Below are 25,333 nucleotides of genomic sequence, written 5' to 3'. Positions count from 1 at the left end.
AGAATTTGATGTTATCTCCAACTTTTCCCCCGCCTCACACCGTACGTGCGACTTTCACCGCATACGGCGTTCCATCAATAACTTTTGTATTATTAAATAGTAAATAGATTCATGTTGGATCGTAGTTTATTTACCTTCTCAACCTGCTTATCACTAAGCATAAGCTGTTTCATTAGTTTTTCGATAAGGTTCGGTTTTGTAGCATGAAGCAATCTGTGTGCTAATTCATGTACAATAATGAGATTTCTGTAATTATCATCGCCACCATCAGCCCGCCTTTTCACATGATGGCAACGTACCATTTGGGGGTAGAATGCCATCTCAACACCTGAGATTTCACATCTTCCTTGTGTTTGAGCGAAGCGACGAATACGGTTATCATTAAACTCAATGCTACGGTTGGGAACAAAATTCCTTTCAAGATAAGCAAATGCCTTTTTCATATGTGCTGCTTTTTCTTTGTGGCCGTACTTTACCCGACTTTCTTCTGAGTAAATGGTGTGGGCTTGAGAAAAATTCATAGCACTTGAATGTGACACGTTACCGATGGGAATTGCTTGAATACCACCAACATTAAAAGTTTTGTAGCCTGATTTCTTATAACCTTTATTACTTCCATTATCCGCATGGAAATAAACCTTACCTTTTAACCTATTATAAATAACCCTATTAGAGTGATAGGTGATTTTGTGAAAACCTTTGTTTACTTGTGTTGCAACTTTAAAGTAGTCATGCACACCACGAATATAAGCATTTAATTCAGATACTTTTACTGGAATCGTATTAATGCGGATAGACTTCACTTTCTTCTTAATATTTGCTTGAATTGATTTCATTGAATCTTTAGGAATGTAGCTTTGTGCCACAAATTTTTTCTTCTTAGCAACTGCTTTAAATTCGATTCCTAGAAATAACGACTTCCTTTTACGAAGGTTAGTAATTTTTGATTTAGATTCTGAGATTTCAAGCTTTAGATTCTTTTCAATGTAGTTTTTCACCGCATGAAACCATCTTTTAGCTGAATTGTAGCTATTTGTGAAGATTTTAAAATCATCTGCATATCGCACAATAAAGCCTTGTTTTAGTTTCGTTTTCTTCTGTACCCTATATCTTGGTCTGTTATCTTCATAGTGTGTATTCGTTGGGAAGTTATGCCATTGTGAAGCTACCCAATGGTCTAAGTCGTTAAGTACGACATTGGCCAATAAAGGAGAGAGGATACCACCTTGTGGCGTTCCTTTTTCCGCTTTACCTTCACCCACAATTTCACATTTCAACATTTTCTTAATAATTGCTAGAACCTGCTTGTCTCTTACCCCAATATTCCATAGTTGTTTTATTAGCTTATTATGGTTGATATTGTCGAAGAAACCCTTTATATCAATATCTACACAATAGTGAAGCTTATTAATATTAATTAAAAAGTTGGTACGAGCGATTGCATGGTGAGTCGATCTCAAAGGCCTAAACCCATAGCTATGCTCATAAAATTTTGCTTCTACAATCGGCTCAAGAATCTGTTTGAAACACTGTTGAATAATGCGGTCAAGCATAGTTGGTATTCCTAACGGTCTACTTTTTCCATCAGCTTTGGGTATGAAAACCCTTCTTACGCTATCAGGCTTGAAGTTAATTAGTTTTTCACGGACTAGATGAATGATTTCATCATCTGAGAATCCTTTGTATTCATTAATTGTTATTTGGTCAGTACCAGGTGTTTTACTTCCTTGATTAGATTTAATAGTACCAAAGGCAAGTTTTATATTTCTTTCATCAATAATGAAAGAATATAAATCTTTGAAGTTCCCACCATTTTTTGATTTTACATACAGACCATCTAATTCCCCTTGAAAATTATAATATTGTGGTTGAATACTACGATTTGCCATTAGTTTGTTTGTTACTCTCCTTTATAGGATTTCACCTATCTACTCTTACTCGATTCCAAACATATTCACTATAATAATTATTTTGGTATTGACTTAGGGCTATCCCTCCACTATGTTTCCATAGTTTCAACGGTACTATGCCCCTACTCTCATCACATTGAACTACATTTCTTCTAGTATTTAGCTTCCCTGTAGTGACAGAACACTCGCCTATAACGATTAACATTTCTGTATGTGACTTTCCACGTTCCGTAACCTCTAGCTGTGCATACGATTTTAGGTCCAACCTCTCCACCTGTCACTTTAGCAATACCATATAATTGCTCCCGATTTTCATAATCACGATTTTTACTCATCGGTAAGTGACCTTGCGAACTTAGCAAGAAGTCCATTTCTAGACATTATGGGTATAGATGGGTACATTCAGTTGTTCGTCTATCCTTAATGGAATTACTAACCATAATCGTTTTATAGCCTCCCGCCCTATCTAATACGACAAGTACCTCTACTTGTTTTTCCACAACTCGTAAAGGAGATGTTAGGGTATTATTCAGGCGACTTCACCTAGCTTCATACAATAAAGCCAATAGGCGCTTTATCGCATGTAGGAGTATCAGAGTAGACGCTTCAAGCTTTTGTTGGCAGCTCTCATTTCATCTATCGAGAATACAGTTATCATAAACCTTTAATAAATACTGATTTATGTTCTCTTTTCGTAGTTCAACTACTTATAGAGAAACGTGTCGCACCATGTCCCCATTCATGACACAATGCCCCGACTCCATTATCACGAGTTAAATTAATGACTTTGGTAGAAGGTTCATAATGTGCTAATGTATTGCCGCTTCCTCTCGCACCAATTGCCAGCCCTAAGCGTCCTCCTAGCCCTATATACTCAGGTGGAATCCCCAATATACGGGCTACATCATGTAACGCCTCAGATACATGCTCAATATGTTCTTTTGCATATTGTTCGGTGCAATAATGTCCAAATTGCATTCCCTTCAATCCAAACATAGTAACTACGTCTTCAGGTTTGGTAGCAAATTCTATTTCTGGTCCTTTTCTTTGGAGGGTATCTGGCAGTTTCCTACTCCAAGCAGCTGTGGATTTCTTACGAGTCGTAACCTTTTTCGTAAGTAAATCATTCCATGTTAGTTCATGTGATACACGAAGGTATGTAGAATTAATACTTTTTGAATTTGTACAAAGTGATATGAATTTCTTTCCTAATATTAATAACTCCATACCATCTGCATCAACAAATTCATCAAAATATTCTTCTACCATTCTTTTAAATGTGTATGTGACATTCTTATCTTTTTTAAATGCATACCAACCGTTTTGCATTTCCTTACCGTAAGAACCAACAAGATCTATCCATTGTTCTGAGGTATGTATTAACTGTATATCATGCCAAACTCTTCTACATGCTTGCACATACAGTTTCCTTGCAGTCGGTGTATCTACAATTGGCTTCTTATCAATCCTGCCCACTAGCAGTTGCTTTAATTTTGCAACACGTGGCGGGACATCATTTTCTTTTTCATGTTCAAAAGAGAATGGAATTAATGCGTTTCGATCCAATGTATTGAGCGCTTCTACTGGAGATTCTTTTTCAATTTCTGCTAAAACTTCTAAAGAAAATGATACTAAAAATGATTCTTTTAAGGCTCTTAGCTCTTTCTTAGCTCCTACTAATTTCTCACCAACATCATAGCTGTATTGATTGCGAACTTGTTTATCTGTCCTCACATCTTGTACTATTATGTTTTCTCTTACCTCTAAATCGAACAGTTCAAATAAATTCATGCTAAAATCCTCCTTTATAAAATAAAAAGACAGAAATTCATAGTCGTTTTTCACTACGGATTTCTGTCATTCCCTCTGTCTGTAGACTTCCATATAGTTATGTAAATCACTCATTACGATACACTCACACCTGTTAAAGAGAAAAGATCCTCTTTTGTCGGATTTAGTGCTTGTAACCAGCTATCTACCTCCAGAAAGTTTACTTTTTTTAATTGTTCGCCTTTTTCCGCACGCTTAACCACCTCTAAACCTCCATGCTGATGCACAATCATTACAAGATCATCTTTCTTGAAAATACAATCTACATCTGCAGAATTTATGTGGTGGTTACGTAGAATCGGTTTCCATTTTTTAAGTGAATAACCTTCTACATCTAAAAAACCACGGATAGCAGTAAAGCGAAAACTCGTCCCTCTAAAACATCTTTCCAATAAAAAAAGGAAATCCCGTACACATCCATTAAAATGAACATGATACAAATAGATTTCCCCTGCTTGTTTGGCTGCTCGCTGTGACAAGTTTGATGGTTTAATGGAAAACTGATAACAATCTCGTTCCCAAAATGCTCCTTCCTTTGTAACCCTCATTCGTAATGCACGTAAATTTGGCATAAAATCATCTGGATGTGCAGAACAAAATATAGATACTTCATAACTCATTTTCATTTGAATTTCCCCCTGGTTATATATTTATTATTTTTCTACTTCACAACAATTGATTACTTTACACGTAGAATAGATAACTCAAAAATATGAAGAAAAAGTAATACTCGATAAAGCCACGGCAAATGTTTTTCTCCATGATACATGTAAAGTTCTTTCGTTTCCCTTCTATAAGCAAATTGAACACCTAAGTGTGTAGGAAGTTTTGATATGTCCTCCATTTCAACGTTTTGAATAATCTCAATAACGGTATGGGAGGACTCCTTTAATAATTTCTTTAATGGCTCAAGAGGAATATTAAATAATCTACTACACTCCTTAGTTCGCTCTTTGTTATATTTAATAATTCTGGCCAATTCTTCTACAGTCGGATCAAATAAAGGATTTGTAACCTCTACATACTCAGACATAACTTTTTCTAATGTACAATCCATCTTGTTAATAATATAAAGACCCCACTCCTTAAACATATCTTCTAACGTACATGGATAGCCATACACCTCTAAACAGTACTTCCTTTCAAATGGAAAATAACAATCTTCTTCACAATCATGGCGTAAAATTGGTAAAAAAATCGTATTGTAATACTCATCAGAGTTGATGTGTAAGGCTGTCATTTTATCTGCAATATAGTCTTCTGTATCACGGAAAATGCTAGAATTACGCTCTCGAATTGGTTGAGTAACTTCATTCCTCTGAAAGATTTTTATTATCTCCTCTAGTGATAGTAATGGTTTATCTAGTGTAATTGCATGTTCGTATTTCATTATAATGATCCCCTTCCAAAGCAAAAAAAACACAAATCTTGTGTTTTTTCTCACAGTGTTTTTTATTTGTATACCTAAATCTAAATACCTTTTTACAAGTGATTCCTAACTTGAAAACAACACAAAAAGGGCTCCTTCAAGTCGATTAAAAATGTGCATAGCAAAATAAGCTAGATATACACTAATCGGCTCAAAGAAGCCCTTTCAAAAATGAAACAAGACGCAACTTGCTTCTACAACTCAACCACAACACAATAAGGTGTGGGAATAAACGGAATCAATTAAACATTAAATATATATTTATATTAATCAATTCGTATCTAAATTTCAATAACTTTATGTTTTATCACAAAAATGAACTTATTTATTTTAGTTTTTTTCGAAAATTATGTATAATAAAATTACCCTACACGAGATATTGAGTCATATCTCATTCGTCATTTAATAAGGCCTATATAAAAAATAAGGCCTTATTTTTTATTCTTCCTTTATTTACTATTAACTAAATCCAATTCGTGTTACAATCAGAACAAACACACGTTCTTTAGAGGAGGATTTTCATGTTTAAAATGTTCAAAAAGGACCCAAAAAATGAAGAAACAGCTATTTTGGTAACTAAAGATTCATTTGATATTTTCTTATTTCCTACTAGCCATGAGGAGCAATACCATTTAGTAATAGAAAACTTCCACGTAGGTTACAATCACTTTTTACTATTCGTTGATAGAAAAAATCATGCATTGCACATTTATGATGACCTTTATACTATTGTTGGCGGAACAAGTGCTATTAACCTAATTAGCGAATATCTAATTGAAAAACTGTACGAATTATTGCATTTAAAAGACTATAAAAATGCAAAAGTACTAATTTACTTCCCTGAGAATCATAAAGATTCCGGTTTAGTATCTTATGGTTACCAATCAAAAAAGGATGATTTTGATTTCGGACTTGATATCAGTGAAATAACTAAACATGAAGCATATTTAGAACTAGCTAAAAAAAATGCATAGTTCATTGAGCTGTATAAATTAATAAAAAGACAAAAGTTATGTACTTTTGTCTTTTTATTTTAACGCAATCCATTCGTAGCTTTCCCACTCTTTTGGTTTCTTATCATATTTGATACGACCAGTCGTACAGAATGATGCAATCATCCATTGTATGAGATTCATTTTTGCATACGGATCAACACAATCCTCTAATTTTTTCAATTGATAACCTGTACTATTTTTCTGCCAAATTGTATATAAACGAAAGTGTGTTGTCGTAACAAGTCTAGCTTTTGTTGTAACTTGCCATTTTGCAATTTTCGTTAAATCCTCTTTGACTTTTCTATCATACTCTTGTTTTATGACTTTATAACTCTTATCTTTATTAATTAATCCATTAGAGAATCCAAAAGGCATTTGATGCACCTCATAAACAGCTCCTTCTTCATCTCCTAAAATATTTGATTCTACTAGAAATATATTTTTTAGTTTTAATTGTTCCGTTAATTCTTTTCCGCTCCGATAAAATGGCTTCTTTATCTTCTGCAACAAGATAACCTGCACAATTAATCCGATAAGTAACGGATACGCTAATACAAACACCATATGAATAAACATATTTGCAATAAGCACCCCTACTAGTACGAATATCGTGAAATAAATATATGTTTCTCTTTGATGAATAATTCTACTATTCAAGCTAACATACCTCCGTTTTGATAGATAGTGAACGAAATATACACCATTGCCCCTAGTAAAATAGAACAAGCCCCAGGAAAGCTCTGTATCAGCTGTATTTCTTTCTTTGGTAGTTTTGCCCCAAATATAGAAGCAGCATGCTCCAATTGGTCTTTAATCGCTCCCACAAACCCTAAAATTTTAATTAATCGATACACACTAGCAATCCAAAAGAATAGCAAATGGAAAGCTGTTAATGTAATGGCAGTAAGCATAGCCGATTCTTCTACTACATTGCTAATATATAAAGCTACCACCACAAGCATCTTGGTATCACCAGGTGAAGAGAATTTAAATGTCTCTAGCAATAAACCACACGCTAAGGCCATGACTAGTACAATTGCAATCTCTTTCCCTGTTCTTATTCCGGCAAGGTACGTAATTCCTATCCCTACTATTAAGAATAGTAGATGCCACATATTCTTTGTTTTTCTATATTTCAAATCAGTAAATACATTTAGGAACATGTAACTTAGTAATAATCCCACAATATACAGACCCATTTTCTTTACTCCCCTCTTAATTTCATAAAAAATGCTGTGTAAAAAAGGGAACCACTTTTAGAGTAGCCCCCTCGTTTATTTTTACATTTATTTTTTATTCCAAGAATCAATATCTGCATTGCTTGATGCTTTTGTGAATCTTGCCAGGATCGTATCATAGCCACCTTGGATTGCCTTCCATACAAATGGGCCAATGACTAATACGATAATTACCGCCAGAGCGATTAACATACCGTTTTCTGATGATAACTGTGAATCCTCATTTTTTAACCAACTTTTCATCTTTGCTAACATTTCATTTCGTCTCCTTTATATACCGATTTTAAGAATCTATTAAAATTAGAACTTATCTATTTAAATCTTTCATTACTTATTCCAAGAATTTACGTCTGCATTGCTTGATGCTTTTGTGAATCTTGCCAGGATCGTATCATAACCACCTTGGATTGCTTTCCATACAAATGGGCCAATTACTAATACGATAATTACCGCCAGAGCGATTAACATACCGTTTTCTGATGATAGTTGCGAATCCTCATTTTTTAACCAATTTTTCATTTTTGATAACATGATTGAATCTCCCTTTTCCATTTATTTGAGCTATACGTAATAAACATCATTAATCTAAAACTTCTATTACTTGTTCCAAGAATTCACATCTGCATTGTTTGATGCTTTTGTAAATCGAGCTAGAATTGTGTCATACCCGCCTTGAATCGCTTTCCATACAAACGGCCCAATGACTAATACAATAATTACCGCCAAAGCGATTAGCATACCGTTTTCTGATGATAACTGTGAATCCTCATTTTTCAACCAATTCTTCATTTTTGTTAACATGTGTAATGCTCCTTTACCTATTCCATTTTTGATAACATCTTCTATAAACTTGCAAATCCTTGCATTAAGGATTGAATAACAATCACCATTGGATAAATCACAATACATCCAATAACTGCGACGTTAAATTTATTCATTTCCATTGGTTTATTTTGAATGAGACGGTTATAGTTCTCATGTTTTAACTCACGCATCATTTTAATCTGTGCATCCATAATACGAAGACTCTGTACCTTGTCCGTTTTTTGCGCTTGTTGCAATGCAATCGTAAAGGTATTTACTTCTGGACTATTTAAAGCAGCAGCAAAGTTTCGAAATGGTTGATCCGAGCCAGCATACATTTCTAATTCCGCAGTAAGTGTAGATACATACGGACGAAGGTGTCTCCCGGCATATATCTCTGCCTTTTTTACTGCTTCTAATGTTGTATGTGTTTTTAACAGCTGCAGCATAGGTATTAGATACTCTGGTAATTCGAACTTCCTAGCTTCTATCGCCTGCTTGATTCTTCTCTTTAATAGATAATCAGGATAGAAATAAAGCAGTGGTGAAATCAAAACTCCCACTTTAAATAAGTAGTAATCATGGAACACCGTACATATCAAGAAAACAGAGGTGAAAATGATGGGATATGCTACCTTCATCTTTAAATATTCTTCTGGTTTCGTATCCAGGCCAGCTTCTTCTAATTTTTTCTGAATCTGCTCTTTCTTTTCTTCTGTCAGGTACTTATGTGATAACGACTGGAAGGGCGCGAGCATCATCTGATTTAAATTCTTCTTTTCAATTCGTTTTGCATTTTCTACATAGTTCGTAAGTAAGCTACCGCTGTCTTTTTTACTTTGTAGAAAGGTAGAGAATACCCAGTACATGACAACGAATACCACTACAGCTAAAATCGTAGCCACCTTATTCCCCTCTTTCTGTTGGGTTATAATTTGCAATCTTTTCTACACGGGTTGCTAAGAAAAAGACAATGAACATATTTACCGCTAACGCGATTTTCCCCATCATAGAACCTGCTAAAAATCCATATGCTTCTTTTGACATCAACATAATAACTATCGGCATAGCGATGACGATTAAGCAGTTCTGTACAAAAGCACGTTGTGCTTGTGACAAACTAGAACGTAATCTTGCCAAATACAGCTTTTGTTTTTCGAAATCTTCTGCAATATCTAGTAAGACTTGCACTGAATTTGTTCCACCTTCTCGGCTGCACACTTCCAACATTTCATGGAAGAAAACCAATTCTCTAAAGTTAAACGTTTCATTGAATCCTCTAAATGCACGATGCATTGTGGTTCCACCTTCTAATAAAAGAGAAACTTTCTCTATTTCTTCTTGAATGCTTTCATGCATCATTGGCTTCACCTGAACTAACACCCGTTTTGCATTGTTACTAATTTGAAGCGCATTCGCTACTGCCTTCATATAGATAGATAGACGGTCAATGACAACCAAGTAGTAACGTTTTTTTCTTCGATAGAGAAGAAATCTTGGAACTAAAAATCCACATAAAACGGAAATTAGTGTAAAAGGATCTCGTCCAAAGGAAAAATAGAATACCGCCGCAATACTCATTCCAGAAAGAATCGTATATACCCAGTACATGCCTTTCGTCAATTTCCACTCGTACTTTTGGGCTTCTTGGATAACGGATTGCGGTAGATACACCCGTATCCCCTTAATATTCCTTAACTCCAAGCGCCTTTCTTCTTTCTCATTTTCTTGTACAAATTGGGAAAGAGCAGAACCCTTAGATTTTGCAAAAAGTAAAACGAGCAATACTACACTGATAAAGATTAAAAATATACATCCATAAGCCAACAAACTATGCATACTGCACCTCCTGTTGTGAAAGGAATGGCGCATAAAGAGCTGGATTTACAGTAGAAGAACGGAATTTCTTCTCCATTTCGGCTGACATTTTTGCTGTAACGATATGATCCCCATGAATCTTTCCTACTCTCTCATCCATTTCATCGAATTCCTCACCTGAAGGAATAAATTGAGAAAGCTGATTGAACTGTATATCATCTTGATAATCTAACAATTCAATCATCTCTGTAATATAGCGATTACCATCATCTTTCTTTTCTAAAAAGACAATCACATCAAATGTCTGAGAAATTAATTCATATAAATACTGAGCATCGATATTCGCACCACTCTGCAGACACATGAGCATTAAACGTCTAACTGCTTCTTTTGCACTTCTTGCATGGACAGAGGTAAAGCCAGGATGTCCTGTTTGGAAGAAGTTAATCATTTTCAATGCTTCTTTCCCCCTCGATTCCCCTACGATTAAACGTTTTGGTCCTTGACGTAAAGCATTTGTTAACAACCTATCAAAATCGATTGCATTTTCTTCAACCTCGGATGCCCTACACTGCATCGGAACAAAATGATGTTCCGGAAAAATGCGATGCAAATATAATTCAGGGTTATCTTCTACTACAAGAGTACGTTCTTTTTTCTTTCCTTTCGGAATGTGAGAGGCAAGATATTTCATAAACTCTGATTTTCCGGTACCTGTAGCTCCAGCAACTAGAATATTCATTTTGGCTTTCACAGCTGCGGCCAAAAAGTTCAGCATTTCTTTCGATGCTTGATTGGTAGTTAACATACGTTCTTCAGAGGCACGGAGGTGATCTGCATTCTTACGAATCGTTATTGTTGTTCCGAGTCCCCCAAGTTCATCTAACGCAATATTGATACGGATATACGGAAACACGCAGTCAACATATGGCTTTGCTGTATTTAATGACTCTGATGTACTGTTTACCATCTTATAAGCTAGAGCTTTCACTTCTTCTTCCGTCTCAAATCGGTAAGGAAATGTACATTCTCCCTCCCCAATTTTTTCGTAAATGATTTCTTTTGTGCCATTGATATAAATATCAGTTACATCTTTATCTTCTTTTAAAGGTTCTATAATCCCAAACCCCACAATTTCGTCACACACCATATTTAGTAATTGTTCAGAAGGTACCTCTGAAATGACAACCTGATTACTCAATAAAAAGCTTTTAATAATTTGTTCTACAGCTGCTCTCTTTTCTTTATTCATAAAGGATTCACTTAGGATATCACGATGGTCTTTTACTAAAAATGCACGAATTTCATCTGTAATATCTTTAATTTGTTGAGCTGTAGTTGTTCCTAACTTTCGAGCTGATTTGGAACGAATCATGTAACCAAAGTGATATAAATCCACTTGATTTCGCTTTAAGGCGATTTGTTTTTCCTGTAAATAGCCCCACATACTCCTTGTCCCCCTTTTAATTTCGTAAACCAAAGAGACCCTTTTTCATAGAGGATTGCTGGGATGGAATACCAAGACCAGCTGCTTCCATAATGTGATGGACCTTTGTATTAATTTGCGGGGAACCAAATTGCATCCCCCATTCGTAACTCGTACGATCTCTGTCATACGGAATGGTTACTGCTATTTTTTGAGAAGAAAGCTTTTCAATATCTTCTACATAATTTTCATCTGCCATGTTCAAAACATGAATCATACGAGGCATTGTTAGCTTTGCATCTTCAATCAGCTTTAATTCTCGCTTAATAGCTAACGCACCACGAGGATTTCCGTTTAGCACATGAACAACAAGGTCTGCTTGGTATAGGATTGGATAACTCAGCACCTCGGATAATTCAGTTGGCACCGATAGAATGATATAATCGTATTCTGTGTCCACAAGTGACTCCATAAATGTAGTTACAAACAATTCTTTGTTTTGAATCTCAGGGAATTGAGCTAAGTTATAACCTGATGGAAATACTAGAAAATCCATCTTATCGTGTAATTTTTGCATCAACCTTGGATTCACTTTTTTCTCTAGCAAATCTTGCTTCGTACAAATATACTGCAAGAGGTTGTAATCATTTTCTTTTCTTACAAGCTCTAATATATTTTTACTATCGTGGCTAAGACCAGTTCCAACCGCAAAGCTTGGCCTTACTTGGTCTGCTTCTACATAAAGTACCTTTTTCCCTAAATGAGCTAACTCATTTGCCATCGCAATACTTAACGTGCTTTTTCCTACGTTTTCATTTGTGGCATAAAAGGCAACCATTCTTACTTGCCGATCCATCTTAAAAACTCCTTTCTTACTTAGATTCGCTCAGATACTGCGCTACATACTCTTTTACATTTTTAGAAATTGGATTGGTCGAATGCTTCTCTACATAGTCTAAAATGTTCTTTTGATCAGATATTTGCGAGAACCCTTCTGCTGGTTCTAATTCTTTCCCTGTTTGTTCTATTTTTTGTCCGACTGCAACAGGAATCACATCTCCAAGTGTTTTTGCACGATTTAAGTATTGAAGTTGTTCAGGTGAAACAGCTAGCGTATATAATCGCGTTACTTTGGGCTTTTGTTTTCCTTCTTGTTCTTCTTTTGATTCTTTCTTTTCTAATACAAATGCATCTTCTGTATTGCTATCTTTTGCGGCCGTAACACGTACACGTTGGAAAAGACCACCAAACACAACTTTCTCATTGTCGCCTTCTTTCACAACCTGTTTGAAATACAAGTCGACATACGTGTTCGGAATGATACTATTACCTGAACTTGTTTCCAAATCAACGAGTAACGGGAATGCAACTTCTCCATCTTTTAAATTTAAAATGGCAGAGTCAGGTAACTCTTCTTTCTTTACTACTTTGTTTTTAAAGAGATAGCTATTTTCTGTAATGGGCTGCCCATCATTTGTCCACTTACCTACTACTTCTTTTTTATTTGCACGTAATGCATTGGGGGGAATCGCATCACCAGGTAATGTTCGTTCCACTAGCATGTCTTCTTTAATCTCTGTATGCGCAGGTATATCCTTTGCGGCTACAACAATCTTTGTTGGTTTTACTGCATTTTCGACTGCGAAATGATTGTACCCATAGATACCCGCTACTGTTGCAGCAGCTAAACCTACCGCAGCAATCTGCTTCTTTTGAAACTTAGATGGCTTCAATGTTTGTATTCCTCCTTATGTAGCCTTTAAACGCAAAAAAAGGACACACCTATGGCATAATGCGCCTTAGGTGTGTCCTTTTAGCTAATCTAAAGTCTATATGAAAATGTTGGATTTGGTTTCTTTAATATTACAATTTCAATATTATGATATATAGAGTTTCATGTCAATCATTTCTAAAAAAAATATTATTTTTACCATTTCAAATCTCTGATCCCAAAACTTGAAAAACCTTAAAAACGTTGTCATATCAAGGTTTTTAAGCTATTAACCCAACTATAAATATGGTATAATTAATATAACGTAACTGAATATTTCAGGGTGGTCGGTTGCTATCCTTTCTCTTTCATTTTATGGAGAAAGGAGGTGATCGAATGGATATACTTTTCACGATAGCAATTGAGATACTGAAAGTAATTGCTAGAGAAGTCGCTGTATTTTTTGCAAAACGAGTAGGTAAATACCTATCAACGTCTTGGAAGCAAATACAAAAAAAGCGACGAAAAACGAAAAGAACCATCCACCTTGCGGTAGCAGTTACATAAGGCGAAGTGTTACCAGCACTTCGTCTTTATTAGTTTATGCAAAAACTATCTTTATAATACTTCTACACATATTATAACACCAACTATAGTACCTGTCATGTATATTCATCCACTATAGCTAGTTAAATAAAACAAAATACTTTTAGTTCGAAATCAATTTCGTTCCTGTTTCAAAATACTTTGCGGGAGCATAACTCTTCCCATTCCGATCCTGAAATTCGCTTCCAATGTATAGCGATACAATCATTGCGACAACCCCCATAATAATCGCACGTCTAACACGTTGTTTTTTCTTTTTATCCACTCTAATTTCCCCTTTCTATGAAAAAAAGGCACATCCCATTAAGGGATGTGCCTTTGGTTTATCCATTCAGCTACTAGTTTATGATGGATATATTATTGTGTCGATTCATCAAATTATACTATATTTTATTTTTATTTCCCAGTCTTCATGTAATACCAATCAGTCAATTTATGAAGTAGTTCTTCTTTCCCTACCCAGTTCCATCCTACTCCACTTCCTCCAGGGAATGGATCATCAGGAAATACTCTTCTTTTTATGAAATCATCGTACGCAACACCCTTAATCTCTACTTGCTCAGTTAAACATAAACTCATTTCATTGATACCTGCTGGAGCTGTTTCTACATTAAAAGTGTATACACCATCTTTTGTCTTCAATGGTGAATACCATTTTTGGCCACCATCAATAATTTTCTCTTGTCCATCCCAATATAAAGACTTAGTTGGTCTTTTACTATCAAAAACATGTCCTGTTGCTTCAGATAAATACATATTTTTAGGTAGGAACTTCGCTGTATTATCTTTAAGTTCTTTCTTCTCTAAATCTTGAGTAGCCTTTAATCCTTCGTCTGCAAATGGATATTGTGCCTTAGCAGCAGCAAATACACCAGGGTAATTTGCATTCCAGTCATTTTTATATTTTCCGTTTACTTCATACGAAAATCCATAACCAGAATGTAGCTTAGAAGGAGCTAAATTATCAATACTCCCTGTCAAAGTTTCATAATACATTTCCCCAGTTATATCTTCTTTTGATACACGTTCACTTACTGTTTCTACTACACCTTTTACACTCGTTACACCACACATTGCCTTTTCTTTTGAAGGCTCATAGATTGCTGTTTTAATAGGATTATTTTTGTATGTAGTTTCCTCGATGTCTATACGGTTACCAGCAGGGTTAATTTCCGCTTGAATTGTTCCTTTACCTTTATGTTGCCAGTCAAGATTCAGGGTTTTCTTTTCTCCCTCAGTTAATCTTACCTTTTGTAAAGCTACTTGTTGTCCGTTATGTTTTAACACAACTACTGTTTCAGGATTCGTATATTTTTCTTCTAATACATCTAACTTTTTAATTTTATTCTTCTCTTTTTCTAACTTCTGTCTTGCATTATCTAGCTTACTTGCCGCACTATCTAGTTTATTTTCTTCCCAAGAGCAGTCTCTATCATAATAGTGATCCTTTCCCTCGGCATCTACTTCATGAATTGGATTACGGCGACAATAACTTAGACTAGATTGAGCGCTATCTCTCTCCGATTCAGAGCTATTTACTTCTTGTTGAGACTTATTAATATTGTTGTTTACCTTTGCTCTATATTGGTCACGTTCCGGTTTAAAATTATCACGTGATACATCTATTCTTGTTTTTATATTCTTTCCTTCTCTTGCTGTTTCTCCTTCAATTCGGTCAGCAGAGAAATCGATTTTATATTTAAAATCATCGTCATCACCTGGATCTGGATTAGGTGTTACTTCTGTACCACAGTTACCATTTATGGTGAAATCAACAGTTTTCTCATTTGATTCCCTTTGAACAGCATCAATGACTTTAATTTTCGCAGTATATCGGCCACACATTTGTGGCTGCCACTTTAGTTCTTCTGACTTAAATTGCCCTGCATCACCTTCATTTGGTTTTTGATTATCTTTTTGCGGAGTTGAACGCAGATAATTTTCTTGATGATACACGGTTTCGCCATCTTTTGTAATATCTAACATCCATTTAACTCGGTTCCGTTCACCTGCAGCTGCTTGATATGGATTTACTGTTGTGCCATTTGGATCCCGATCATTATATCCTTTATTTTTACTTACATATTCGAATCCGTTAAATGTAAATTTCACAGGTACATCTTTTTTTCCACTCGTAGCCTTAAAATCTTTTATTTCAGGTTTACTTGTGCGTACATACCACAAGTTATACCTATTTACACCATTTACACTACCAGCCCCTGCGTATCCTCCAGAAAGATAGGCAATATCCCTAATCCAATAGAAATGTCCATAAGATTCAAAGGAATCTTGATTTGTAATCTTATGTGGAATTAAATATTTTAAAACAAACTGAGAGTTACCCCAATATTTATCCGTAATTATGCTATTTGTAATTCTCTCCACTTCAGTTACCATTCTATCTCCTACTACAACTGAAGGGTTAATGTAGCCGTCATTTGATATACGCACATAAGGCTCTGACTGGTCTTCATTATGGATAAGGTTTTCCCTTGGATTCCCCCAATTAAAAGAACCATTATAAACAGCAGGAAAATGTATATCAGCTTTATATTCGAACTCTTTTGGCTTATATCTACTTCCAGACCTAAGTAGTTTTCCCTTTAATTGTAATTCGTCTGATGCTAAAATCGTAGTTTCATTTCCATTATAAAATGGTACATCACTATTTCCTGCACTTGCTACTGACGGTAATAACAAAATTAAAGAAGTACAGGTTAATAATATTTTTTTTCTCAGTTTCATAAAATCCCTCCTTTAAACATAAAAAAGGACACACCTGTACCTTGGGAGGTACGTAAGGTGTGTCCTTTACGTAAATAAATCAAATTTATTTATTTATTATTATATTACATATATTAATATATCAAATGAAGCATTTAATTGCAATGATATTATACACGTACTTGAACGTACATCATGTGGTCAGCTGTAGAATGCCCTACACGGATCTTATATTTTCCTTTTTCATAGTTATTTATTTCTTGAGCATCTACAGTTTCTTGAATTTCTTTATCTAGAACTAAATCAGAATTTAACATCGTAGTCCACTTTTTAGCTAATTCAATAGTTGCTTCGTTATTATCTAAGAAAATAATTTTAAAATCATTCTCACTAGTAGCATTAACATAGACTTGTGCCCCAATTGTACCTTCTGGTAAATACATGTTTTTATCAATTATTCTAATAGTTCCATTTAAATCTGCATACTTAAGGTTAGTGCCATATTTAGCATTCACACTCTTGATAAGATTTTGCGCTTCTGTAGAAATGGATTTTTGAGCAATCGGGTTTTTCATAGCGTTTGGATTATACGTAACTTCTTCTGTAACTAAACCTTTATCTAAACTTGATGGTAAATTTGTATCTGGTTTTTCTTCAGGTTTTGTTTCAGGTTTTGGATCTGGCTTCACTTCTGGTTTTTCTTCTGGTTTAGGATCTGGCTTCACTTCTGGTTTTTCTTCTGGTTTTGGGTCTGGCTTCACTTCTGGTTTTTCTTCTGGTTTTGGGTCTGGCTTCACTTCTGGTTTTTCTTCAGGTTTTGGATCTGGCTTCACTTCTGGTTTTTCTTCTGGTTTTGGGTCTGGCTTCACTTCTGGTTTTTCTTCTGGTTTTGGGTCTGGCTTCACTTCTGGTTTTTCTTCTGGTTTTGGATCTGGTTTCACTTCTGGTTTTGTTTCTTTTTCTACTGCATTAATAGAGTTATATAAGAATTGGCTATATTGTTCACGGGTTACATGTGTATATGGTGAATACATATTACCTCCTGTACCAATAGTAACGCCATTTTCTTCTAATGCGCTAATTGCTTTTAATGCCCATGAGTTTTTATCAATGTCAGTAAACGATGTTGTCTTAGTAGCTTTGAATTTGAAAGCATTTGTAAGCACTTGTGCCATTTGTTCACGAGTTAAAATATCATCTGGACCATACTTCCCATCACCAAATCCATTGACAAGTCCTGCTTTAGCAAGTGCTAAGATTTCTTTTTCAAACAAATGTCCTTTAATATCAGTAAACGGATTTTTGAAACTAGCATTTGCATCTGCTGGTTTAACGTACATATAGATCATACGAGCAACTTGCCCACGAGTTACATTGTCACCAAAGCCAAAGATATTATTTCCGTACCCTTGCACTACTTTACGGTTTGTTAAATCATAAATTGCTTTCGTAGACCAGTGATTTGCTGGAACATCATTGAATTTTAATGAGTCTGTGTTATCAGCAGCTTTCGCTGTAAATGCTCCTGCTCCTAATAAAGATGTTCCCATAATTGTTAATGCTGTTGCTGTTTTTAAAAATTTGTTTGCCATTGTTTGTTCCTCCAAATATATTAGTTTTTTCATAGATTCTTTTATTGTACCTAAATTAAATATAAAATCCAGATACTTTAACATATAAATTAATTAATTAGCGTTTTTTTATAACCGCCGTTCTATATGGAAAATATTACCATATAAAAATAGGCTTGTAAAGTATTTTTATATATTTATTTTTAAATATATTTTTCTAGCAAAAAAACTATACTTTTCAGCATAGTTTTTTATAGTGAAAATCTTAGAATTTTTATCATTTAAAATACACTTGTCCCATTCCATCTTTACTCGCCCATATCGGAGCCTTTATACCATCTACCCCAATCAGCTTAAATATGAAGAAATGGTGTTCTGCTTTCACCTTAAAAGAAAGGGATTGATTATGATCGATGCGTCCCTTTGTATACTCATACTTCCATCCATCCATCTTTTCTTCTTTCATTCTTTTCTCTATCCCAGGGATTAAATCCACCCTTTTTCCATTGTAATCATATTGAAATCCTCCCTTATTCTCTGCGATTTCAACCATATCAGAAGCAAAGTTATGTGCTTTCACTAACTGTATTCCATACAAAACACCTTCGGGTAAAAGGCTGATTAATAATAAAGAAAGGGTAAGGAATAGAGCTGTAGTTACTGTATTTTGCATTCTTAATGCACCTACTCTTTTTCTTTATTTTACGTTTCCACCTAATTGTTTTTCTTTTGCATTTGTATCGTAGATAATAATACTTCTTGCTTTACTCTTTATTGTTTCTTTTTTCTCATCAAATTGCTTAAAATAACTAGCAGCTTCCGCATCACCTTCGACAGCAATCATTGCTGGTTTCTCCTGTACATCATAGACAGTAAAGTTACGTTTTGAAGCAGGATCTTTAAAATCCGCATTACTGTTATACGCTTTTTCAAACTCTTTTTTCGCTTTTTCTGCATCAATAGCTATTTCTTCTTCTGCACGAAGAGTACCTATTTTTACAGACTTAGCCAAAGCTATCTCGCCACCTCTTTCTAAAGACGATTTATTATCGGTATGTGTTGTATCTCCAATCACCATATCAGTTACAAAAAATAGACAACCTACAAATAACAGCAACATACTTGCTGCAACAATAAACTTTTGCATCCCTCTTCATCCTCCCTTAACTTTCAGACTTCCGAAATCGAAAACCACTTAAAATGGTACTTTTCTTTTGGTTCAACAATTGGTTTGGTAGCAATAACTCTGCTATTTCCTTCATTATTCCTTCTAGCTCTTTATAATAGTTCCGACTAGATAGTAACGTACTACTATTTAATTGAGATTCAAATACATCTTCTATCTCATATGGTGGTAAAGCAGTTAATACCTTATCTCCAAAACATTCTTCTACTACTTCATGCTTTAAAAGAGTAGGCGAAAACTTATTCCCAATGATTCTCGTTTTCTCTAAAGCTAAGTAAGAAACGAGCTTTCTCTCTTTTTGTGTAAGAGGATGCACTATCTTTAGCAATTGATGCAGATCTGGTTCCGCTACAAAGAATATGTAATCCGCCATTTCACAAATCTCATGGTATAAATCTTTATCCCAATCGTTCCCTGCATCAATAATAGATATAGGTGCTTCTTGGTTGGCCAATAAAACCTTAATAAAATGGTCAAAATCCTGCTCTGTCTCGTTTTTTAGCTCTTGATCCACAATAGGATTCTTTACAATATAATTTATTTTGCCTTGCTTCCATTTTGGAATTGATAATATATCAGATTCCTTCTGTAGCATCTCTTTATATCTCTGCAACATAAATTCACTACGATAGTTTTCTGGTGCCTCAGTATATCCCTTTAATAACGGATACGTATAACCATCATCATATAGATTCTCTATATAATTCACATCAATCTGTAGTTCATTTAAATACGCAGCTAAAAGATGTGAAACAAAAGTAGCACCACTTCTCCTGTTCATGCTGGCCACAACAATTGTTCTTCTTGGAATAGCAATACCGATTTGTTTTTCATATACCGGCTCAAAAGCCAATTTATACTGTTTTTTTATAACAGGTGCTTTTGGCATCTTCTCTGAAACGGACTTACGCTTTTGTTTGTTTTTAAATAGTTTGTTGGAATTAGAGCCAGGTTCACTGTCGCCGCCTCCCTCTAATTCACTTGATGCTTCTTCTTCATCAACAGGAACCTCGGGCAACTTTGTTTGTTGCGGTGCCTGACTTGCTCCTACGATTTCCGCTACATTTTTAATATCCGATTCCTGTAGTAGCTGCGGGATGACTTTATTATCAATATCAATTTTACGAGAGTTAAAAATGTCATAGATACCTAGATAAATCAGTTTCGCCAAAAACTCATCATCATTTTCACGCTCTGTAAATACCACAATACGAATATCCCGATTAAAGCGAATATCTCTTAATTTCTGTAAGATAATCAATTCACGTTTCTCTTCATGTCCCGCATCAATATTTAATCGTTTGTCATTAATACATAGAATATTGGGCTGTTCCGTATCTAGAATTTCATCTAGGTACTTGATGTGCATCACATCACTATCAGCTACTTCAAATCCTGCACCAATAAAATCCTCACGCAAATATGCCGTATATACAGTATCGCTAATAGCTAAAACGATTTTTTTTGTCATAAAATCCCCTCTCTATAGAAAAACACTTTTAAAGTAATACCATATTTTCAAACGGCACCTGTGTTTCATCTTGTAATTTTTTTAGTAATTCAGTAAGAAGTGCTTCTATTTCAAAACCTCCTAAATTACGTGGGGCATTATCAAGAAGACTGTATTTTACACGGATCTCAAAGCGATCTTGTATTTCTTCTAACGGCATGTTACCAAATAAAATTTGCTCATACAGGAATCCTTCTTGAAGATCCTTTTGTATATTCGTTCTTTCTTTATATACAATCGTAACTTGCGCTAATTCAACAAATGGATTATCTAAAGTTAGTTTTGCATTCCAATTTAAATTCCAGATTTCACATTGTTTTTCTGCATGTACAACATTTGCAGTAATAGATGGAGTGATAGTAAATAAACGATCAATAGGTACATTTGTAAGGAAGGTTCTTTTCCCTTCTTCTATCTGCAGTCCCTTCTCTTCTCTTTCATGTTCAAGTGCCATTTCTGCACCATATAATGCAATTTCACTAAAGATTTGTTCCATAAGTGGCTTAATTCCTTCATAAGTACGAACAGCAAATACGCTAAACTCCTGGGTTTCATCTGTTCTAATTAATTCATAAATATTAAATTCCGCAGCATTTACAATTGCAAAAGGAATATCTTGTACAAAATTAGGATTAGTAAATAGCTCATCTGGTATTACTGTTTCTGGATGTCTTAGAAACTCTAATCCTAGTTGGTATCCCTTAAGAAATGCATTTTTACTGGCAGCTGGGAATAAAGTTTCAAATTTTTTAAGATCGTTTTTAAATTTCTTTTCTTCAATTTCATTACCAAATTCTCTATCTTGTAAAATATTTGCTTGATCAGCAATTAATAAAAAATAGTAATTAATAAGAGATTCTATTTTTGTTTCAAAATCTGTATTGTCTTTACAATACTTTTCAAATCTTTCTTTGCTTTCGTTAATAATTTCATTCATTTTTTCTCGTCTCCTTATAAAGATTATGGTTTTTAAACAAAAAAAGACACACCGATGGCAGGTTATGTGCCTTCGGTGTGTCCGTTTAGCTAAAAATTAAATCTATTAATTTATATATTTCTCTTAGTTAATTGTTGTTCACATACAAGAATACCTCTATGAATTTTAAAAGTCAATACTTTTATCGAATCCGTGTGAACATATATTTACTCCTTTTTCTCTATTTTTGCTATGTATTTAATCTAAAAAATTACAATAAATTAAATATAAATAATCACAAGTAGTTTATATAAGATTAACAAGATATATATATAACTTAACACAATTATTAATTATAAAGAGATTTAAAAAATACCTCTAAAGTCTTGTATCACATACGTTCCTTGCTATTAAGATAAATTCCCTATCGTAATATCCCCAATACAAACAAGCCATACATCATATAAATCACAAAATAAGAAGTTAAATACCATATTACTCAGAATTCACAAGTCTAAAATAATATTACTAAGATACTCACAAGTAATGAATCGTATTATAAACAAACTGAATCGTATTCAAACATAGCATAAACAGCTTATATACTTGCGTAAAAATGCTCGTAGCTACATGTTCCTAAACAAAAAAGCATGTTTTCAAAGTAAAGAACATGCCAAATAACCCTTGCTTTTTAGTGATTTTTTAACAAGGGCTGTTTCTATATTTTTTTAAAAATACTACATAAATTCTGGATAATCACCATGTTGCCTATGATAATTTGTTCTTATATCGCTGCTTTCTCCTACAGACAAACTTTTCTCCTTAAAATAAATCCAGGCATCTCTAAACTGTACACGCATGAATGCTGGAATAGAGAATATTTCTTGCTCTTTCATACAACATTCAACTTGATCTAATGCATAAGTCATTGCATATATTAATAATTCATTTTGTTTTTGTATTGTTGGTAAATAGATTGCGATATCAACAATTTCTTGTCTAAATGCAGTCATTATATTTTCTTTATCTTTTTTTCTTAACGCTTGTCCCATATGTTTCAAACGAGATACCGCTTCTTTTCTACACTTCGCTATAGGTCTATGTAATTCTTTTTTATCATTTTCAATAACACAATTCGAAGAAAAAATGACATTAAACTTTTCAATAATAACTTGTTGTACCTGCCTTCTAACACGTGTAATACGAGACTCACTTGGTTTCTTATCTTTAGGATCTACTGCATTAAATTTAATAATAGGCTTTACAATCTCTATGTATTGTCGCACTTTCTTTGCATTACGCTTCAACTTTTTCTTTAGAAAAGCCATTTTTCTCGTAATCTCGAAATCTTCAATCTTGTGCTTATAATGTTCCATACCAATTTTTCTCGAAAATGTGTTGATTAATTCTAAAAGAAACATAATTCCTCTATTATCTCGAGCCTTTACAAGGCTACTTAGTATAGTTGTTTGAATTAAATAAAATGGAATACGGAAATACGATAACGATATATTTATCATATCTGTAGTTTCTGCAGCAGTGTGGTTGTACAATGCATAATCTACAATTTCATAAACAGTACGATTTCCAACAGGTGTTTCTCTTACGAGCTTACGCTCCAAGCAAACTTGAAATCCTGTATAAATTGTTGTGTAGGGAATCCCACTTTTCTTAGCAAGATCCATTATTTGAAATTCACGTGGCAGCATTCCTATATCATTGCATTCAAAGTGCAATAAGATATAAGTCGCTAATGCTGAGGATGGTAATTCTTTGCGTTCATTTTCTAGTTTTACAATATTAAAAAGTCCATTAAAAAACTTAACCCCATGAACTTTAAAGTTCTGCTGAGAAAAATTCAAACGTGTACTCATTATTCTAAATGACTCCTTCCGAAAAGAGCACAAAAAAAGACACTGTAATATCACATATACAAAAATCTACTTAAATCTAGATGATTTTTGTATATTTCTAGATAAACAATGCTCAAAATACGCAAGAAAATCGCCTTTTTCAGTTGCACAAATTTATAAGATCAAGTAAAATTATCTTATAAATTTATACAAATCAAAAAAGGTTTTGAAGCTAAAGTTTAATCTAGGTAATATTGTAAGTATAACTTTCAATCAATAAGAGTTTGTTGGGTTCCTAGAGATTAACCTCGATGAAATAGTTGGCGCTATTTTATCAAGCTGAAAGATCTTTTTTTTTTGCTTTTTTATGTTTATTTTTAGTTAATTGCGGCAAAACTATAACTATAGCTAAGTTTTGCCGCATTTTAATGTAATCATATATGCATTTTTTGGTACTTGCAAGACGATTTTTTATAAAATCGTCTTTTTTTTATATAACAATTTCCTGTTTAATACAGTTATGCTATTGTTCTATTTTCGAAAAAAAGAAGTTTTCTAGTTTTATATTCTTAAATACAGAAAGACTTCTAAATATATTGAACCATATGCGGAATATAATGAATGTTATAAAGTGGTTTCAAAACTAGAAAATATACATTCCAACATTAACAATAACCCTTATATAACAACGTTTTCAACCAATACTTCCAATTCTAATTTATCATAAATTAGCATAGTAAACAAAGAAAAAAACATAGAAATGATTCAGTAAAGCAAACAGCAAAAACATGGAATTAATAATAAAACGTATGAATTCTAAGTTTATAAATTTAAGAATTTATAAATCATATGCCACATTAACCTCATTTTCTCTATTTTTGTACAATGAATACGATCTTAAAATCAATACAAAAAGATTACTAGAATAAAAGTTAAAAAAAGATATAAACACTAACTAAAATAAGTTAGATGTAAATCTAGAAAAGATCGATTCTATATTGATAAAAACCCTTTATTTTAAAGGGTTATATACCAATATACATATTCTAATTTTGAATAATAGTATTTATACAGATTCCTAAACTTAGTAAGAAACCTTGTGTTTAATCAAACACAAACAAAAGAGTTATTTACAGCTCAACAACATACTATTTAGGTCATTTGGTTCTTATTATATCAATTTCGTATTTATTGTTACTCCTATGAATCACTTAATAAATACGAAATTCACTCTATTATTTTCTATTAGTAGCTAAATCTCAAACTATTATTTGCTTCATTTGAATATATCGCTATAAATTTTCTTGAGTTTTTGCAAATTTATATTACTCAAGAAAATTTATTTTTAGTGAGCGAGAATCGGATATTAGAAGAAAAACTTGAAGGAATAATCAGCGAGTTCGAGCTATAAAACTAGAACTAAAACTAGTATAAGTTTGTTCTAGTTTTATATTAAACCTTGATAAATCAATGTTATCCCTTGTTTTATTCTATCTAAATTTTGTTAGATAACCATATAGAAGATACAGAAAAGTAGAACGAATATTAGAATGCACAATACTATAGATAAACCATGTTATCTATAGATATAAAAATACTTGATTTTTAGTGGAATTATATTAAGATTTTCTAGTTTTTCTATGGTAGAGTAATCTATAGGAAGATAATGCCCATTCTATGTAGAATATAACATGGAAGAGACTTTCTAAGTTTTTTGGTTGTAAGGAGGTGTTGTTTCTATGAGTGAGAACAAAACAAACGAAGAACAAAATGAATATAGAATGAAAGAAGTATCTGAACTTACTG

General features: G+C 33.6%; 24 protein-coding genes and 1 pseudogene. 2 read left to right on the top strand and 23 right to left on the bottom strand.

Going from position 1 to position 25,333, the window contains the following annotated elements:
* Positions 1-92: 92 nt before the first annotated feature.
* From ltrA to QCI79_RS31765, 5 genes and pseudogenes are all read right to left on the bottom strand, one after another.
* Positions 93-1,889: a group II intron reverse transcriptase/maturase gene (gene ltrA, locus QCI79_RS31785; protein ID WP_000013625.1), complete on the bottom strand. Its 1,797-nt coding sequence runs from the start codon at positions 1,887-1,889 to the stop codon at positions 93-95.
* Between the two features lie 173 nt (positions 1,890-2,062).
* Complete coding sequence (locus tag QCI79_RS31780) at positions 2,063-2,245, bottom strand: hypothetical protein (protein ID WP_021727900.1); 183 nt, start codon at positions 2,243-2,245, stop codon at positions 2,063-2,065.
* 379 nt (positions 2,246-2,624) lie between these two features.
* Positions 2,625-3,701, bottom strand: a pseudogene (locus QCI79_RS31775) (hypothetical protein); the annotation flags it as partial.
* A 113-nt stretch (positions 3,702-3,814) separates the two neighbouring features.
* The gene (locus QCI79_RS31770; RefSeq protein ID WP_000784218.1) at positions 3,815-4,366 is read right to left on the bottom strand and encodes a hypothetical protein; all 552 of its coding nucleotides are present in this window, start codon (positions 4,364-4,366) and stop codon (positions 3,815-3,817) included.
* Positions 4,367-4,419: 53 nt separating this feature from the next.
* On the bottom strand, positions 4,420-5,130 hold the full coding sequence (locus QCI79_RS31765) for a hypothetical protein (RefSeq protein ID WP_000873001.1): 711 nt from the start codon (positions 5,128-5,130) through the stop codon (positions 4,420-4,422).
* Between the two features lie 560 nt (positions 5,131-5,690).
* Between QCI79_RS31765 and QCI79_RS31760 the strand changes: the two genes are divergently transcribed.
* Positions 5,691-6,143 carry a hypothetical protein gene (locus QCI79_RS31760; protein WP_000475631.1) on the top strand — a complete coding sequence of 151 codons (453 nt, stop codon included), beginning with the start codon at positions 5,691-5,693 and terminating at the stop codon, positions 6,141-6,143.
* A gap of 54 nt (positions 6,144-6,197) precedes the next feature.
* Here QCI79_RS31760 and QCI79_RS31755 read toward each other — a convergent pair whose 3' ends face one another.
* The 10 genes from QCI79_RS31755 to cpaB form a co-directional block, all read right to left on the bottom strand.
* A complete protein-coding gene (locus tag QCI79_RS31755; protein ID WP_001088476.1) occupies positions 6,198-6,821 on the bottom strand; it encodes a hypothetical protein in 624 nt (207 codons plus the stop codon).
* Positions 6,818-7,363, bottom strand: coding sequence for a hypothetical protein (locus tag QCI79_RS31750; protein WP_000525025.1), 546 nt, complete (start codon positions 7,361-7,363; stop codon positions 6,818-6,820). Before QCI79_RS31750 ends, QCI79_RS31755 begins: the two co-directional genes overlap by 4 nt.
* Positions 7,364-7,450: 87 nt before the next feature.
* Entirely contained in the window at positions 7,451-7,657 is a 207-nt protein-coding gene (locus QCI79_RS31745) for a hypothetical protein (protein WP_000879959.1), read from the bottom strand.
* Between the two features lie 72 nt (positions 7,658-7,729).
* Positions 7,730-7,933 (bottom strand): hypothetical protein, encoded by a 204-nt coding sequence (locus QCI79_RS31740; protein ID WP_000949459.1) that lies wholly within the window; start codon positions 7,931-7,933, stop codon positions 7,730-7,732.
* Between the two features lie 66 nt (positions 7,934-7,999).
* The gene (locus tag QCI79_RS31735) at positions 8,000-8,203 is read right to left on the bottom strand and encodes a hypothetical protein (protein WP_000956352.1); all 204 of its coding nucleotides are present in this window, start codon (positions 8,201-8,203) and stop codon (positions 8,000-8,002) included.
* Between the two features lie 41 nt (positions 8,204-8,244).
* Positions 8,245-9,111: a hypothetical protein gene (locus tag QCI79_RS31730; RefSeq protein WP_000201168.1), complete on the bottom strand. Its 867-nt coding sequence runs from the start codon at positions 9,109-9,111 to the stop codon at positions 8,245-8,247.
* A 1-nt stretch (position 9,112) separates the two neighbouring features.
* The gene (locus QCI79_RS31725; protein ID WP_000555828.1) at positions 9,113-10,045 is read right to left on the bottom strand and encodes a type II secretion system F family protein; all 933 of its coding nucleotides are present in this window, start codon (positions 10,043-10,045) and stop codon (positions 9,113-9,115) included.
* Positions 10,038-11,471, bottom strand: a complete 1,434-nt coding sequence (locus QCI79_RS31720) for a TadA family conjugal transfer-associated ATPase (RefSeq protein WP_000264594.1) — start codon at positions 11,469-11,471, stop codon at positions 10,038-10,040. The genes QCI79_RS31725 and QCI79_RS31720 overlap by 8 nt, the downstream gene beginning before the upstream one ends.
* A gap of 16 nt (positions 11,472-11,487) precedes the next feature.
* Entirely contained in the window at positions 11,488-12,306 is an 819-nt protein-coding gene (locus QCI79_RS31715) for a CpaE/TadZ family protein (RefSeq protein ID WP_000375879.1), read from the bottom strand.
* A 16-nt stretch (positions 12,307-12,322) separates the two neighbouring features.
* Positions 12,323-13,183 (bottom strand): Flp pilus assembly protein CpaB, encoded by an 861-nt coding sequence (gene cpaB / locus QCI79_RS31710; protein ID WP_021727955.1) that lies wholly within the window; start codon positions 13,181-13,183, stop codon positions 12,323-12,325.
* 374 nt (positions 13,184-13,557) lie between these two features.
* Here cpaB and QCI79_RS31705 point away from each other — a divergent pair, with 374 nt between their 5' ends.
* Positions 13,558-13,728 (top strand): hypothetical protein, encoded by a 171-nt coding sequence (locus tag QCI79_RS31705; RefSeq protein WP_023901613.1) that lies wholly within the window; start codon positions 13,558-13,560, stop codon positions 13,726-13,728.
* A 142-nt stretch (positions 13,729-13,870) separates the two neighbouring features.
* On the opposite strand, the gene QCI79_RS31700 is transcribed toward QCI79_RS31705, so the two are convergent.
* The 8 genes from QCI79_RS31700 to QCI79_RS31665 all read right to left on the bottom strand — a co-directional run bounded on the left by QCI79_RS31700 (position 13,871) and on the right by QCI79_RS31665 (position 23,548).
* Positions 13,871-14,032 (bottom strand): hypothetical protein, encoded by a 162-nt coding sequence (locus QCI79_RS31700; protein WP_000358420.1) that lies wholly within the window; start codon positions 14,030-14,032, stop codon positions 13,871-13,873.
* Between the two features lie 131 nt (positions 14,033-14,163).
* On the bottom strand, positions 14,164-16,512 hold the full coding sequence (locus tag QCI79_RS31695) for a hypothetical protein (RefSeq protein WP_000776679.1): 2,349 nt from the start codon (positions 16,510-16,512) through the stop codon (positions 14,164-14,166).
* A 149-nt stretch (positions 16,513-16,661) separates the two neighbouring features.
* Positions 16,662-18,083 (bottom strand): S-layer homology domain-containing protein, encoded by a 1,422-nt coding sequence (locus QCI79_RS31690; RefSeq protein WP_001284451.1) that lies wholly within the window; start codon positions 18,081-18,083, stop codon positions 16,662-16,664.
* 256 nt (positions 18,084-18,339) lie between these two features.
* Positions 18,340-18,735: a DUF4320 family protein gene (locus QCI79_RS31685; RefSeq protein ID WP_001181733.1), complete on the bottom strand. Its 396-nt coding sequence runs from the start codon at positions 18,733-18,735 to the stop codon at positions 18,340-18,342.
* Between the two features lie 24 nt (positions 18,736-18,759).
* Positions 18,760-19,209, bottom strand: coding sequence for a DUF5411 family protein (locus QCI79_RS31680; RefSeq protein WP_001168891.1), 450 nt, complete (start codon positions 19,207-19,209; stop codon positions 18,760-18,762).
* Positions 19,210-19,225: 16 nt separating this feature from the next.
* Positions 19,226-20,719, bottom strand: coding sequence for a CpaE/TadZ family protein (locus QCI79_RS31675; RefSeq protein WP_000162560.1), 1,494 nt, complete (start codon positions 20,717-20,719; stop codon positions 19,226-19,228).
* 28 nt (positions 20,720-20,747) lie between these two features.
* Entirely contained in the window at positions 20,748-21,695 is a 948-nt protein-coding gene (locus QCI79_RS31670) for a hypothetical protein (protein WP_001002529.1), read from the bottom strand.
* Positions 21,696-22,411: 716 nt separating this feature from the next.
* A complete protein-coding gene (locus QCI79_RS31665; RefSeq protein WP_000107504.1) occupies positions 22,412-23,548 on the bottom strand; it encodes a hypothetical protein in 1,137 nt (378 codons plus the stop codon).
* Positions 23,549-25,333: the final 1,785 nt, after the last annotated feature.

The organism is Bacillus cereus group sp. MG1 (genome assembly GCF_040460035.1).
Classification (GTDB): Bacteria; Bacillota; Bacilli; order Bacillales; family Bacillaceae_G; genus Bacillus_A; species Bacillus_A cereus.
This window is presented reverse-complemented; position numbering and strand designations above follow the sequence as displayed.

Excerpts from the sequence above, each read along its gene's own strand:
- ltrA (WP_000013625.1), bottom strand. The coding sequence starts at position 1,889 with ATGGCAAATCGTAGTATTCAACCACAATATTATAATTTTCAAGGGGAA.
- QCI79_RS31780 (WP_021727900.1), bottom strand. The coding sequence starts at position 2,245 with ATGAGTAAAAATCGTGATTATGAAAATCGGGAGCAATTATATGGTATT.
- QCI79_RS31770 (WP_000784218.1), bottom strand. The coding sequence starts at position 4,366 with ATGAAAATGAGTTATGAAGTATCTATATTTTGTTCTGCACATCCAGAT.
- QCI79_RS31765 (WP_000873001.1), bottom strand. The coding sequence starts at position 5,130 with ATGAAATACGAACATGCAATTACACTAGATAAACCATTACTATCACTA.
- QCI79_RS31760 (WP_000475631.1), top strand. The coding sequence starts at position 5,691 with ATGTTTAAAATGTTCAAAAAGGACCCAAAAAATGAAGAAACAGCTATT.
- QCI79_RS31750 (WP_000525025.1), bottom strand. The coding sequence starts at position 7,363 with ATGGGTCTGTATATTGTGGGATTATTACTAAGTTACATGTTCCTAAAT.
- QCI79_RS31745 (WP_000879959.1), bottom strand. The coding sequence starts at position 7,657 with ATGTTAGCAAAGATGAAAAGTTGGTTAAAAAATGAGGATTCACAGTTA.
- QCI79_RS31740 (WP_000949459.1), bottom strand. The coding sequence starts at position 7,933 with ATGTTATCAAAAATGAAAAATTGGTTAAAAAATGAGGATTCGCAACTA.
- QCI79_RS31735 (WP_000956352.1), bottom strand. The coding sequence starts at position 8,203 with ATGTTAACAAAAATGAAGAATTGGTTGAAAAATGAGGATTCACAGTTA.
- QCI79_RS31725 (WP_000555828.1), bottom strand. The coding sequence starts at position 10,045 with ATGCATAGTTTGTTGGCTTATGGATGTATATTTTTAATCTTTATCAGT.
- QCI79_RS31720 (WP_000264594.1), bottom strand. The coding sequence starts at position 11,471 with ATGTGGGGCTATTTACAGGAAAAACAAATCGCCTTAAAGCGAAATCAA.
- QCI79_RS31715 (WP_000375879.1), bottom strand. The coding sequence starts at position 12,306 with ATGGATCGGCAAGTAAGAATGGTTGCCTTTTATGCCACAAATGAAAAC.
- QCI79_RS31705 (WP_023901613.1), top strand. The coding sequence starts at position 13,558 with ATGGATATACTTTTCACGATAGCAATTGAGATACTGAAAGTAATTGCT.
- QCI79_RS31695 (WP_000776679.1), bottom strand. The coding sequence starts at position 16,512 with ATGAAACTGAGAAAAAAAATATTATTAACCTGTACTTCTTTAATTTTG.
- QCI79_RS31690 (WP_001284451.1), bottom strand. The coding sequence starts at position 18,083 with ATGGCAAACAAATTTTTAAAAACAGCAACAGCATTAACAATTATGGGA.
- QCI79_RS31685 (WP_001181733.1), bottom strand. The coding sequence starts at position 18,735 with ATGCAAAATACAGTAACTACAGCTCTATTCCTTACCCTTTCTTTATTA.
- QCI79_RS31680 (WP_001168891.1), bottom strand. The coding sequence starts at position 19,209 with ATGCAAAAGTTTATTGTTGCAGCAAGTATGTTGCTGTTATTTGTAGGT.
- QCI79_RS31675 (WP_000162560.1), bottom strand. The coding sequence starts at position 20,719 with ATGACAAAAAAAATCGTTTTAGCTATTAGCGATACTGTATATACGGCA.
- QCI79_RS31670 (WP_001002529.1), bottom strand. The coding sequence starts at position 21,695 with ATGAATGAAATTATTAACGAAAGCAAAGAAAGATTTGAAAAGTATTGT.
- QCI79_RS31665 (WP_000107504.1), bottom strand. The coding sequence starts at position 23,548 with ATGAGTACACGTTTGAATTTTTCTCAGCAGAACTTTAAAGTTCATGGG.